The organism is Pseudomonas sp. OV546, from assembly GCF_900116845.1.
Taxonomy (GTDB): domain Bacteria; phylum Pseudomonadota; class Gammaproteobacteria; order Pseudomonadales; family Pseudomonadaceae; genus Aquipseudomonas; species Aquipseudomonas petroselini.
The window spans coordinates 346,810-359,961 of record NZ_FPCE01000003.1; the positions used below are offsets into that span (position 1 = coordinate 346,810).

The window sequence follows — 13,152 nt, forward strand, 5'->3', positions numbered from 1 at the left end:
GACAAGTGAGTTATTGAGCCCAACGCAATTGCGTAGGCAGCGGTGAAACAGGTTCGGGTTCCGGCGGCGTGCCGGGTAACGACAACACACGGTTGAGCACTTCGGCTTCCAGCGCGGCCAGGCGATGTGAGCCACGGGCACGTGGGCGCGGCAGGTCGACGATGAGGTCGAGGCCGATTTCGCCGTCTTCGATCAGGATCACCCGGTCGGCAATGGCCACGGCTTCGCTGACGTCGTGGGTCACCAGCAACACGGTGAAACCGTGCTTCTGCCAGAGGTTTTCGATCAGTTGCTGCATCTCGATGCGGGTCAGGGCATCCAGCGCGCCCAGCGGTTCATCGAGCAGCAGCAAGCGCGGTTGGTGAATCAGCGCACGGGCCAGGGCCACGCGTTGCTTCTGCCCGCCAGACAGCGCCGCCGGCCATTCATTGGCACGTTCGGCCAGGCCGACCGCTTCAAGGGCTTCCAACGCTTTGGGGCGCCAGTTGCCTTTAAGGCCCAGGCCGACGTTATCGATGATCTTTTTCCACGGCAGCAGGCGCGCTTCCTGGAACATCAGCCGCGTGTCTTCAATGGCTTCGCTTAGCGGTGCGGAACCGGCCAGCAGCTCGCCGCCGCTGGCTTTGTCCAGGCCGGCCAGCAGGCGCAGCAAGGTACTTTTGCCGCAACCACTGCGACCGACCACCGCCACGAATTGGCCGGCAGGAATGTGCAGGTCGATGTCCTTGAGCACTTCGCGCGCGCCAAAGGCCTTGCGCAACTTGCGCACCGCCAGGGGGATGCCCTTGAGCAGGCGCGGGGGTTGTTGAGCTGTCATGCCGCACCTCCTTTATTCACTTGATACGCCGGGTGCCAGCGCAGCCACACCCGCTCCAGGCCGCGAGCGGCCAGATCGGCGAGCTTGCCGAGGATGGCGTACATGACGATGGCCAACACCACCACGTCGGTTTGCAGGAATTCACGCGCATTCATCGCCAGGTAACCGATGCCGGAGCTGGCGGAAATGGTTTCCGCCACAATCAGCGTCAACCACATAAAGCCCAGGGCAAACCGCACGCCCACCAGGATCGACGGCAGCGCGCCCGGCAGGATCACCTGGCGGAACAGGCTGAACCCGGACAAGCCGTAGCTGCGCGACATTTCCACCAGTGCCGGGTCGACGTTGCGAATGCCGTGGTACGTGTTGAGGTAGATCGGGAACAGCGTGCCGAGCGCGACGAGGAAAATCTTCGCCGTCTCGTCGATGCCAAACCACAGGATCACCAGCGGAATCAACGCCAGGTGTGGCACGTTGCGGATCATCTGCACCGAGCTGTCCAGCAGGCGTTCGCCCCACGTCGACAGGCCGGTGATAAAACCCAGGGCCAGGCCGATGCTGCCGCCGATCACAAAACCCAGGCCCGCGCGCCAGCCACTGATGGCCAGGTGGGTCCAGATTTCGCCGCTGGCCACCAGGTGGACGCCGGCTGCAATCACGGCGCTGGGCGCCGGCAGAATACGCGTCGACAACCAACCCGCCGACACCGACAACTGCCACACCGCCAGCAACAACACCGGCAGCACCCAGGGCGCGACGCGGTGGCTTAATTTTTCAAAACTCATGGCGCCACCTCAGCTCTGTGACGCAGCTTTAGGAAGGATGTCGTTGGCGACCATTTCGCCGAACGGGCTCACGTACCCGGCGCTTTTCGGCAGCTCGGGACGTTCGATATCCAAGTGGGGGAACAACAGCTCAGCCACCCGATACGACTCTTCCAGGTGTGGATAACCGGAGAAGATAAAGGTGTCGATGCCCAGTGCTGCGTATTCCTTCACGCGTGCCGCGACGGTTGGGCCATCGCCTACCAGCGCGGTGCCCGCACCGCCGCGCACCAGGCCGACGCCGGCCCACAGGTTAGGGCTGACCTCGAGGTTGTCGCGATTGCCGCCATGCAAGGCCGCCATGCGCTGCTGGCCAACGGAATCGAAGCGCGCCAGGGAGGCCTGGGCACGGGCGATGGTGTCGTCGTCCAGATGGGAGATCAGTTTGTCGGCGGCTTTCCACGCTTCATCGTTGGTTTCGCGCACGATCACATGCAGGCGAATACCAAAGCGCACCGTGCGCCCCAGCTTCGCGGCCTTGGCCCGCACCTGTGCGATTTTTTCCGCGACAGCGGCCGGTGGCTCACCCCAGGTCAGGACCATTTCCACCTGTTCGGCCGCCAGGTCCTGGGCCGCTTCGGAGGAACCGCCGAAGTACAACGGCGGACGTGGTTGCTGGATCGGCGGGTAAAGCAACTTAGCGCCTTTAACGCTGATGTGTTCGCCGTCGTAATCCACGGTTTCACCTTCCAGCACACGACGCCAGATACGGGTGAATTCCACCGAGGCCTGGTAACGCTCTTCGTGGCTGAGGAACAGACCGTCGCCGGCCAATTCTTCCGGATCACCACCGGTGACCAGGTTGAACAATGCGCGACCTCCGGACAGGCGGTCGAGGGTCGCGGCCTGACGTGCCGCCACCGTCGGGGAAATGATCCCAGGGCGCAGCGCGACGAGGAATTTCAAACGCTGGGTCACCGGGATCAGCGAAGCAGCCACCAGCCACGAGTCTTCGCACGAACGCCCGGTCGGGATCAGCACCCCGCCGAAACCCAGGCGATCAGCGGCCTGGGCCACTTGCTGCAGGTAACCGTGGTCAACGGCGCGAGCGCCTTCGGCGGTGCCAAGGTAATGGCCGTCGCCGTGGGTAGGCAGGAACCAGAAAATATTGAGGCTCATGGAGTTGTCTCCTGAAGAAGTCGGATTACGGCGCTTTAGCCACGGCGGCGGGTGGCGTCCAGATCACGTCCTTGATGCTCAAGGGCTTGGGGATCAATTTGAGTTGGTAGAAGCTGTCGGCAATTTTCTGCTGGGCCGCCACCACTTCCGGGGTCAGGAACAGTGCGCCGTAGCCTTGGCGCTTCACCGAGGTCAGGGTGATGTCTGCCGGCAGGCCGAGCAGCGGCGCCACTTGTTCAATCACTTCCTGTGGGTTGGCCTTGGACCACTCGCCCACGGCGCGCACTTCTTCGATCAGAGCCTTGAGCACCTCAGGGTGTTTTTCAGCGTACGGCTTGGTAGCCAGATAGAACTGATGGTTGTCGGCGATGCCGGTACCGTCACGCAGGGTGCGGGCCTGCAGTTGTTTCTCGGCGGCGGCCTGGTACGGGTCCCAGATTACCCAGGCGTCCACGCTGCCACGCTCGAAGGCGGCACGGGCATCGGCGGGCGGCAGGAACACGGTCTGCACGTCGGTGTATTTCAGGCCGGCATCTTCAAGGGCACGTACCAACAGGTAGTGCACGTTGGAGCCTTTGTTGAGCACGACTTTCTTGCCCTTAAGTTCGGCCACGGATTTGATCGGCGAATCTTTCGGCACCAGGATTGCTTCGCTGGTCGGCGCTGGCGGCTCGTAGGCCACGTAGAGCAAGTCGGCACCGGCGGCCTGGGCGAATACCGGTGGGGTTTCGCCGGTCACGCCGAAGTCGATGGAGCCGACGTTCAGGCCTTCAAGCAGTTGCGGGCCGCCCGGAAACTCGGTCCATTGGACATTGACGCCCTGGGCCGCGAGGCGTTTTTCCAGGGAACCCTTGGCTTTGAGCAGCACCAGCGTGCCGTACTTCTGATAACCGATACGCAGGGTCTCGGCGGCTTGAGCTTGAACAATGGCGCCGAAGGACACAGCCGCAGCAAACAGTGCGACCAGACCACGACGCAAGATGACAGTGCGCATGGCGCTCTCTCCAAATAATGCGATGAGGGGGTTGGCTGCACCTGCTTGGCCGTTAGCGGCTGAGTAAGGTGAGTACTATAAAATCCGGTAAGGCTCAGATGCTCCAGCGAGCACTCAACAAACGTTCATTCAACACATGGGGGTCCAGCGGTTTCGGGCGACGGGCCATGGCGCCGTAGAGCGTTTCCAGGGCCTCGTGCAAACGGTGTTCAAGCACCGGCACCAGTTGCGCCTGGGCGCTGCCTTCGCCATAGGCGATCTGGCTGTCTTCGGCAAAAATACCGTGGAGCAATTCCTGGGCTTTCAGCGCCGACAACACCGGCTTCAGCGCGTAATCCACCGCCAACATGTGCGCGATGCTGCCGCCGGTCGCCATCGGCAACACGATCTTGTGGGCCAGGGCGCGCTCGGGCAACAGGTCCAGCACCGTCTTCAGCGCGCCGGAGAATGAGGCCTTGTACACCGGCGTGGCGATCACCAGACCGTCCGCGTTAGCCACTTGTTGCAGCAGGTCGATGACCTTTGGGCTGTCGAAGCGCGCATGCAGCAAGTCCTCAGCCGGGAAGTCCCGTATCTGGTAACTCACGACTTCTACGCCTTTGTCTTGCAACCACTGACGGGTTTTATCCAGCAACACCCCGGAGCGGGAACGCTGGCTGGGACTGCCTCCAAGTGTTACGACCAACATGCAGGAATTCCTTGAGCAAGTGCCGGCGGTTCGCTGTGTGGCGATGGCGCCAAGATGGAACAGACCTTATCAGCAGATTCATATATCTTTAAATCTTATTTTTTCATTTGTTTATTCTTTAAATGCATATAAGGACGGTTAAACGTCAGGCGAAAAAAAAGGCCGTCGAAACGGCCTGAAAACCCTTGTTGTGATTCAGCTTCAACGACGGTGTATTGAACGACGCCATCGGGGGCAAGCCCCCTCCCACAGGGGAATGCGGTCAACGGTGGGAGGGGGGGCTTTCCCCCGATGCCTATATCCGCGTTAACGATTGGGTTGCGGGGTGAGTCGCAGGTACGGCTTCACTGCGCGATACCCCTTCGGAAAGCGCTTCTTGATCTCTTCCTCATCCTTGAGCGACGGCACGATCACCACTTCATCACCGTCCTGCCAGTTGGCAGGCGTGGCGACCTTGTGGTTGTCGGTGAGTTGCAACGAGTCAATCACCCGCAGGATTTCGTGGAAGTTGCGCCCGGTGCTGGCCGGGTAGGTGATGGTCAGGCGGATCTTCTTGTTCGGGTCGATCACGAACAAGGAACGCACGGTGAGCGTGTCACTGGCGTTGGGGTGGATCAGGTCATACAGGTCGGACACTTTGCGATCGGCGTCGGCCAGGATCGGGAAGTTGACGACAGTGTTCTGGGTTTCGTTGATGTCTTCGATCCACTTGTGGTGCGAGTCCACCGGGTCCACCGACAGGGCGATGGCCTTGACGCCACGCTGGGCGAATTCATCCTTGAGTTTGGCGGTGAAACCCAGCTCGGTGGTGCACACCGGCGTGAAGTCCGCTGGGTGGGAAAACAACACACCCCAGCTATCGCCCAGCCATTCGTGGAAACGAATCTTGCCGGCGCTGGAATCCTGTTCGAAGTCGGGGGCGATATCGCCCAGTCTTAGGCTCATGGTGTGGCTCCTGGTGAGTGCTTATGGAGCCCACTGTGCATGGATTGTGGATTATTTAAAAAGAATAAATATCGATTTATCTAGACGATAAAGGAATATTAAAAATCTGTTCATTGGACGGGCGTACGCGCGAGGAGCAACATCCATTTCAAGGTTTGAGAAGGCCTTGAGACGCTGTACACAGAGGGATTCAGGAAGGGCTTGCGGGGGTTGAGCCCGACTTGAAAAGTAAGACACCTTGCCCGGCGTTGCGCCGGGCAAGGTTTTACAGACTTACAACAGCTTCACGCTACTAGAACAGTGGCAGCGAGTAGCTGACGATCAGGCGGTTTTCGTCCTGGGAACGGGTGTTCGCCAGGTCGGTGCGCCACATTGCGTTTTTCCAGGCAACACCGAGGTTTTTCAGTGGGCCTTCTGGGATTACGTAAGCAACGGTGATGTCGCGTTCCCACTCGGATTGACCGGTGGTTTCAGCACGACCCGCATTGTTGGCGATTGTGTCAATGTCGCTACCCTTGAGGTAGACAACACCGGCCGTCAGGCCAGGCACGCCAACCTTGGCGAAATCGTAAGCATAACGTGCTTGCCAGGTGCGCTCGCCAGCGCGGGCGAACTTCTGGATCTGCATGTCGGTGGTGATGTAAGCCGACGAACCGTCACCCTGGTTCAACCAAGGGAAATCGCTGCTGCCATTGCTGACTTGATAACCACCACCGAAGGTGTGCCCCGCAACGGTGTACAGGAACAGGCCGCTGTACAGGTTGTTGTCGACCTTGCCTTTACCTGCGTTGAAGTTGTTGTAGTTACCGCTGGTGAAGTAGGCAGCAGTGTCGCCGTTCTTCCCATCGTCAGAGCTGTTGAAATAACGCAGGTCAGACTTCAATACGCCCGGACCGATTGCCCAGTTATGGGTCAGACCCAGGAAGTGCTGCTTGTAGAAGTCTTCCAGATTGCCGTAGTAGTACTGGGCAGTCAGGTCTTTGGTGAGCTTGTAATCGCCACCGGCGTAGTAGAACTTGTTGGTGAACTTGCCTGCGTTGTAGTTGGAGCCACCGTTGGCGCCAGCAATCGACAAGTTTTCGTTGTTGCTGGAGTTACGGCCCTTGGCCTTCTCCACCTGGCCGGCAACCAGGGTCAAATCCTTGATGTCGTTGGTGGTGATCTGGCCACCTTGGAAGGTTTGAGGCAGCAGACGACCATCGTTAGTCACGATAACTGGCAGTTTAGGCTGCAGAGTGCCCAGCTTCAGTTCGGTTTGGGAGATCTTGACCTTACCGGTCACGCCCAGGCTGGCGTAATCATTAACAGCCTTGTTGCCGTCGCTTGGGAACACGGTGCCGCCGGAAGCGGTGCCGGTGAAGTTACCGTGATCAGACTTGCTCGAATCCAGACGCACACCGTACAGGCCGATCGCATCAACACCGAACTGAACGGTACCTTGGGTGTAACCCGAGATAAAACGCAGGTCGAAGCCTTGGCCCCACTCAGCGTTTTTGCTGCGGGTGTTGGACGTCGCGTTCGGGTGCCCATCACGGTTGTCCGTGTTGATGTAAAAGTTACGCAGCCCCAGTGTTGCCTTACTGTCTTCGATAAAACCGGCAGCGCCTGCTTGCTGGGCGATTGCGCCCAAAGCTACAGCCAAAGCCAAGGTGGACTTCTTCATGTACCGCTCCTCTCATTTCTAATTTTTGTATTTCTTAGGTCTCGGGTCTAACGCCCTCGATCCACAGATGCGCGATTAGCACCGCATAGTGACTGACAAGTCAATCGTAACCTTGTGTGTCTACTACCTTCGTCTAACCGCAGTTGATTTGGTCCCTGCAGGGTAATGAGTTTTTCATACACCCAAAAAGAATTGTTTCATTCTTTTTCATACGATTTGGGAATAAGCCATTTCGTGATGCGGACAGGTCAGGGTAGACCAACCGCTCCCTTAGCTAATGCCTAAAAGGTATTTGTTAACGCCTTTTTAGATCGAATAGCGTGGCCATACGGTTGCATACGTCACCTACGATCAAAAACGCGACGCCATCATGGCCAAACGCATATCCTCCCGTCAATTTGTTACAGTTTTTGTGTCACTAATTCTTTCTTTTGATGTCAAAGCCGCCGATTTGCGATCGCCTGCCTCAGCGGCTTCACGAAATCTACCCCTCGTTGCATCGTTAGTATCGGCCCAGATCAATGCTTCTGAAGCATGAGCGGTGCATAACGGCAGCCACAATGTCGCCGCCCAGGACCTGATCGGAAGAACCATCGCCACACCGATTCTCTCAACCTCTCATAAAAGCCAGTTCGGCACGCTGAAGCCTTGGGGCCTGCATGCTCGGAAAGTGAATGTATTGAACCTGAACGCGACAGAAATTGCCGCTGAGTGGAAACGTAGCGAAATCGACGCGGTGTTCGGGTGACAGCGCAATAAATCTCGAAACTGACAGCCTAAAAACTACGGACATTTCCGAACTGCTGGCCAGCGTCCGATTGCCGGACGCCCAGACACCTCAGATCCAATGTGGGAGCGAGCAAGGCCGTTCCCACATTTTTACACCTGTGCCGTTCCCGAAATCGGGTTTAGAGCGCCTTCTCGAAAATCTTCGAGTTACGCTGATAGTTGTACAGCGACGCCCGCGCCGACGGCAGACGGTCCACACTGCTCGGCACAAAGCCGCGCTCACGGAACCAGTGGGCGGTACGCGTGGTAAGCACGAACAAGGTCTTCAACCCCTGCGCCCGCGCACGGGTCTGGATACGCTCCAGCAACACATCACCCCGGGCGCCGTGGCGGTATTCCGGGTTCACCGCCAGGCAGGCCAGCTCACCCGCATCCGAATCGGCGATCTGATACAACGCCGCACAGGCGATGATCATGCCTTCGCGCTCCACCACGCTGAACTGCTCGATCTCACGCTCAAGCACTTCGCGCGAACGGCGCACCAGGATGCCCTGCTCTTCCAGCGGGCTGATCAGGTCGAGCAAGCCGCCGACATCTTCAATCGCCGCTTCACGCACCAGTTCGAACTGCTCCTGGGCCACCAGCGTACCGCCGCCGTCCCGGGTGAACAGTTCGGTGAGCAAGGCCCCGTCTTCGGCGTAGCTGACGATATGGCTGCGTCCTACGCCGCCCCGACAGGCCTCGGCGGCCGCATCCAGCAACTCGGCCTGGTAGTTGCTGCTGCCCAGGCGTTGCAGGTGAGCCGGCACTTGTTGCGGGCGCAACTCGCGCACCAGGCGACCGTTTTCATCGATCAAGCCCAGGTCGGCACCAAACAGCAGCAGCTTGTCGGCGCCCAGGTCGATGGCGGCGCGGGTAGCGACGTCTTCGCAGGCCAGGTTGAAGATCTCACCGGTCGGTGAATACCCCAGCGGCGACAGCAGCACGATGGAGCGTTCGTCCAGCAGGCGGTTGATGCCCTTGCGGTCGACACGACGCACTTCGCCGGTGTGGTGGTAGTCCACGCCTTCCAGTACGCCGATAGGACGTGCGGTTACGAAATTGCCGCTGGTCACGCGCAGGCGCGAGCCCTGCATCGGCGACGAGGCCATGTCCATCGACAGGCGTGCTTCGATGGCGATACGCAAGTGGCCGACGGCGTCGATCACACACTCCAGTGTCGCGGCATCGGTGATGCGCATGCCTTCGTGGTAAGTCGGAGTCAGGCCACGCGCTTCAAGGCGCACCTCAATCTGTGGGCGCGAACCGTGCACCAGCACCAGTCGCACGCCGAGGCTGTGGAGCAGCACCAGGTCGTGAACGATATTGCCGAAGTTGGGATGTTCCACACCATCGCCGGGCAGCATGACCACAAAGGTGCAGTCTCGGTGAGCGTTGATGTAGGGCGAAGCGTGACGAAGCCAATTGACGTATTCGGGCATGGAACCTGGGCCTGTAATAAAAAGCAGCCGAAAAAGGATGAGTCGTGAAAACGCACAGCGGGCTGATGGTTATCGTCGGAACAGGCTTGGCGACACGCTCACTCTCCTTCTATGTACGAATAGGCAGGGGTTAATTTATGCAGGTTTCAGGCAGTAATGTTCGATCAGTTCCCGCAATAGACGCACTGTAGGCGTCAAGCGTGACATTTCGAGGTACTCGCCCGGCTGGTGGGCGCATGCGATGTCGCCGGGGCCGAGCACCAGGGTTTCACAACCAAGGCGCTGAAGATAAGGCGCTTCGGTGCCGAACGCTACTGCTTCGGCACGATGACCGGTCAATCGTTCCGCGACCCGCACCAGCTCGGCGTCTTCGACTTGCTCAAACGGCGGCACTTCGGGGAACAGCGGCGCATAGTCGATCTTGACCTGATGGCGCTCGGCCAAGGGTTCAAGCTTCTGCCGGATGGCCGCGCGCAGCACTTCGGGATCCATGCCCGGCAAAGGTCGCAGGTCGAATTCCAGGGAGCATTGGCCGCAGATGCGGTTGGGGTTGTCACCGCCGTGGATGCAACCGAAGTTCATGGTCGGCTGGGGCACACTGAATTGCGGGTTGCGGTACTCACGCTGCCAGGCCAGGCGCAAACCACGCAGTTCGCCAATGGCGTCGTGCATGGCTTCCAGGGCACTGTGACCCAGGCGCGGGTCCGACGAGTGGCCGCTTTGCCCAAGAATGTCGATGCGCTCCATCATCACGCCTTTGTGCAGGCGGATCGGCTTGAGGCCGGTGGGCTCGCCGATCACGGCCGCACGGCCCAGGGGGCGACCCGCCTCGGCCAGTGCGCGCGCGCCGGACATCGAGCTTTCTTCATCGCAGGTCGCGAGGATCAGCAGTGGCTGCTTGAACGGTTGGTCCAGCAGCGGCAATACCGCTTCGATGGCCAGCGCGAAAAAGCCCTTCATGTCGCAACTGCCCAATCCTACCCAGCGACCGTCGACTTCCGTCAGTTTGAGCGGATCAGTTTTCCACAACGCGGCGTCATAAGGGACGGTGTCGCTATGCCCCGCCAGCACCAGGCCGCCGGGGCCGCTGCCAAAACTGGCGAGCAGGTTGAACTTGCCGGGGCTGACGTGTTGGATGTCGATGGCGAAGCCCAGGTCTCCCAGCCAGCTGGCAAGCAAATCGATCACCGGGCGGTTGGTCTGGTCGAGAGACGCTTGGGTGCAACTGACCGAAGGCGCGGCAACCAGTGCGGCGAACTGCTCTTTCATGGACGGTAACGGCATGCGCGGTCTCTCAACTTCCCGGATGAACCTCACTATAGAGGCATCTGCACAACACAATAAACCGTTGCGGCACGTTGCCGGGCTCAGTCCTGTACACTGCACGACCTTGGCAGCCACACTTTTCCCCGGCTGCGCTCCCGATCCTGGATTTTCCGGCCATGCAGAAAGAAACCGAAATCAAGCTCCGCGTCAGCCGCGAAACACTCGCCGCGCTGCGTGAGCACCCGCTACTGAAAAAACGCAACAAAAGTGGCTGGGAACGCCGTGAGTTGATGAACCAATACTTCGACACCCCCGAGCGCGACCTGGCCCAGGCCAAAGTCGCCCTGCGCCTGCGCAAGGACGGTGACGACATCATCCAGACCCTCAAGACCCGTGGCCAGAGCGTCGCCGGCCTGTCGGAACGTAACGAATACAACTGGGAACTGCCCAAAGCCAAGCTCGACGTGAAGAAGCTCGACGGCGAATGCTGGCCAGAGCAGTTGGCCGAGCTGGACAAAAAGACCCTCAAGCCGATCTTCACCACCGACTTCGTGCGCGAACGCGCCGAAATCGCCTGGGGCCGTGGCAAGGCCAAGGTGGTCATCGAAGCCGCCCTGGACCTGGGCCATGTGGTGGTCGGCAAGCAGAAAGAAGAAATCTGTGAGCTGGAACTGGAACTGCGCGAAGGCGAACCGGCTGCCCTGCTGGAACTCGCCGCCGAACTGGCCGCCACCCTTGCCTTGATGCCATGCGACATCAGCAAAGCCGAGCGTGGCTATCGCCTGTACGACGCCAGCAGCTACTCCTTGAGCCTGCCGGCGCCGCAACTGCAGGCCGAAATGCCGCTGGACGACGCCTTCGCCGCGATCATGTGGCACTTGCTTGGCAGCAGCCAGCGCCTGGCCGAGCAATACCGTTTTAATGGCCACTGGCGCCTGCTGCAGGACTGGGTCGACAACCTCGGCGAACTGCGCGCCCTGATCGGTAGCCTCGGTCAGGCGGCACCGCGCCAATCTACCAGCGAACTGCGCAGCGCACTCGACGCCCTGCTGGAAGACTGGCGCCCGCTGGTGCAAGCCGGTGATGACGACGAAGACATTCGCAAAGCCGCACCGGAACAGTTCATCGAAGAATTGGACGACGTGCGTTGGGGCCTGTTCTCACTGAACGCTTCGCGCTGGCTGCTGGCGCGCACCTGGACCGCCGACCGCAACGTACGCGGCAACCGCCAGGGCGCTGCGCAAATCACCAACTGGCTGCCACGCCTGCTGGCCGACGATGCCGTCGCCCTGCAACTGCCGCGCTACCAGCAACAGCCGGAAGACCTGGCTGAGCAGCTGCCGCGCATCGAACGCATCCAGGCCTGGCTGCACCATGCGCGCCAGGTGGTGGATATTCCGGAACTGGACCGCCTGTACGGCGAGTTGAACAAGTTGGTGCAACTGGCCAACCAGCCGATCACCGACGAGTCGCTGGATGCGCGGATGCATCAGGCGATTGCGGTGTACCAGAACCGTGCGTGGAAGATGTTGCTGCGTCTGTAAGATCGCCATCAGGAGCAAGCCCTGTCCCACATTGAAATGCACTCCAAATGTGGGAGGGAGCTTGCTCCCGATGAGGCCGGTCCGGTCAGCGCAAGACCGGCAGGCTGGTAGTGGATTTGATCTCCGACAACGCCACAATCGAATTAACTTCCTGAATCCCCGGCACCATCGACAGCTTTTCAAAGAAAAACCGCTCATAGGCCTCGATGTCCGAGGTGACGATACGCAGCAGAAAATCCACCGCCCCCATCAGCACATAACACTCCAGCACTTCCGGAAACCCGCGAATCGCGTCGGTGAACTCGGTGAAGTTGGAGCGACCGTGGGCGTTGAGTTTCACCTCGGCGAAAATCTGCGTGTTGAGGCCGATCTTCTTGCGGTCCAGCAAGGTCACCTGACCGCGAATCACGCCCTCTTCCTTGAGCCGTTGGATCCGTCGCCAGCACGGCGATTGAGACAGGCCGACCTGTTCGGCGATCTGCGCGCTGGAGAGCGAGGCGTCTTCTTGCAACAGGGCCAGGATACGGCGGTCGTAGGCGTCCAACTGGCTGTGCATATAAATACCTTTTATTGTGCTTATCTTGAATTATACGATTCGATTAATCGCACAAAAGGCTCATCTTAGATAAGAAATCTCCGTTAGCGAATGTAAAAATTTCTCCAGTCGAATCTGGAGAGCCAGCATGCACGCCATCGAAACCACCCACCCTGTAACCCGCGTCGATGCGTGGGCCTTCAACAGTGCCCACTGCCAGGCGCACTACCGCATCGTCGCCGAGGCGGAACCGGATGTGTTGTGCCGGGTGCTCAACTATTTCGCCCTGCAATGCCTCACGCCGCGACAGGTCACGGTGAACAGGGAAGATGACCTGCTTAACATCAACATCCTGATGGATGGCTTGAGCTGGCACCGCGCCCAGGTGATCGGTGAAAAGATTCGAAACCTGATCAGCGTGTGCTCGCTCGACGTGTGGTCGGCTGATTCGGCGGGGCCTCAGGCGGTGATGGCCGTCGCGCAGTAAAAACCTGCAATACACGCTGGGAGGTGGATATTCAGAGGCTGACTAGCCTGGGGTTTACAC

General features: G+C 59.6%; 12 protein-coding genes and 1 pseudogene. 3 read left to right on the plus strand and 10 right to left on the minus strand.

The window, feature by feature from the left end:
• Positions 1–10: 10 nt before the first annotated feature.
• The 7 genes from ssuB to BM403_RS09610 form a co-directional block, all read right to left on the minus strand.
• A complete protein-coding gene (ssuB, locus tag BM403_RS09580; protein WP_015886420.1) occupies positions 11–817 on the minus strand; it encodes an aliphatic sulfonates ABC transporter ATP-binding protein in 807 nt (268 codons plus the stop codon).
• Positions 814–1,602 (minus strand): aliphatic sulfonate ABC transporter permease SsuC, encoded by a 789-nt coding sequence (gene ssuC, locus BM403_RS09585; protein ID WP_015886421.1) that lies wholly within the window; start codon positions 1,600–1,602, stop codon positions 814–816. Before ssuC ends, ssuB begins: the two co-directional genes overlap by 4 nt.
• A 9-nt stretch (positions 1,603–1,611) precedes the next feature.
• Positions 1,612–2,760, minus strand: coding sequence for an FMNH2-dependent alkanesulfonate monooxygenase (ssuD, locus tag BM403_RS09590; RefSeq protein ID WP_015886422.1), 1,149 nt, complete (start codon positions 2,758–2,760; stop codon positions 1,612–1,614).
• A gap of 25 nt (positions 2,761–2,785) precedes the next feature.
• Positions 2,786–3,754 carry a sulfonate ABC transporter substrate-binding protein gene (locus BM403_RS09595; RefSeq protein ID WP_093542580.1) on the minus strand — a complete coding sequence of 323 codons (969 nt, stop codon included), beginning with the start codon at positions 3,752–3,754 and terminating at the stop codon, positions 2,786–2,788.
• Positions 3,755–3,848: 94 nt separating this feature from the next.
• On the minus strand, positions 3,849–4,442 hold the full coding sequence (gene ssuE / locus BM403_RS09600) for an NADPH-dependent FMN reductase (RefSeq protein WP_015886424.1): 594 nt from the start codon (positions 4,440–4,442) through the stop codon (positions 3,849–3,851).
• A 306-nt stretch (positions 4,443–4,748) separates the two neighbouring features.
• Positions 4,749–5,387, minus strand: a complete 639-nt coding sequence (locus tag BM403_RS09605; protein ID WP_015886425.1) for a peroxiredoxin — start codon at positions 5,385–5,387, stop codon at positions 4,749–4,751.
• A 292-nt stretch (positions 5,388–5,679) separates the two neighbouring features.
• Positions 5,680–7,050, minus strand: a complete 1,371-nt coding sequence (locus tag BM403_RS09610; RefSeq protein WP_093542582.1) for an OprD family porin — start codon at positions 7,048–7,050, stop codon at positions 5,680–5,682.
• 370 nt (positions 7,051–7,420) lie between these two features.
• Here BM403_RS09610 and tauA point away from each other — a divergent pair.
• A pseudogene (gene tauA, locus BM403_RS09615) lies at positions 7,421–7,792 on the plus strand (taurine ABC transporter substrate-binding protein); the annotation flags it as partial.
• Between the two features lie 166 nt (positions 7,793–7,958).
• Here the strand turns inward: tauA and argA are convergent.
• A complete protein-coding gene (gene argA, locus BM403_RS09620) occupies positions 7,959–9,260 on the minus strand; it encodes an amino-acid N-acetyltransferase (RefSeq protein WP_015886427.1) in 1,302 nt (433 codons plus the stop codon).
• A 135-nt stretch (positions 9,261–9,395) separates the two neighbouring features.
• Positions 9,396–10,544 carry an acetylornithine deacetylase gene (argE, locus tag BM403_RS09625; RefSeq protein WP_046034906.1) on the minus strand — a complete coding sequence of 383 codons (1,149 nt, stop codon included), beginning with the start codon at positions 10,542–10,544 and terminating at the stop codon, positions 9,396–9,398.
• A gap of 158 nt (positions 10,545–10,702) precedes the next feature.
• Between argE and BM403_RS09630 the strand changes: the two genes are divergently transcribed.
• Positions 10,703–12,070 carry a CYTH domain-containing protein gene (locus BM403_RS09630; RefSeq protein WP_015886429.1) on the plus strand — a complete coding sequence of 456 codons (1,368 nt, stop codon included), beginning with the start codon at positions 10,703–10,705 and terminating at the stop codon, positions 12,068–12,070.
• A gap of 85 nt (positions 12,071–12,155) precedes the next feature.
• Here the strand turns inward: BM403_RS09630 and BM403_RS09635 are convergent, their stop codons facing one another.
• Positions 12,156–12,626, minus strand: a complete 471-nt coding sequence (locus BM403_RS09635; protein WP_015886430.1) for an Lrp/AsnC family transcriptional regulator — start codon at positions 12,624–12,626, stop codon at positions 12,156–12,158.
• A gap of 127 nt (positions 12,627–12,753) precedes the next feature.
• On the opposite strand from BM403_RS09635, the gene BM403_RS09640 reads away from it, so the two are divergent.
• A complete protein-coding gene (locus tag BM403_RS09640) occupies positions 12,754–13,092 on the plus strand; it encodes a hypothetical protein (RefSeq protein WP_093542584.1) in 339 nt (112 codons plus the stop codon).
• Positions 13,093–13,152 lie beyond the last annotated feature (60 nt).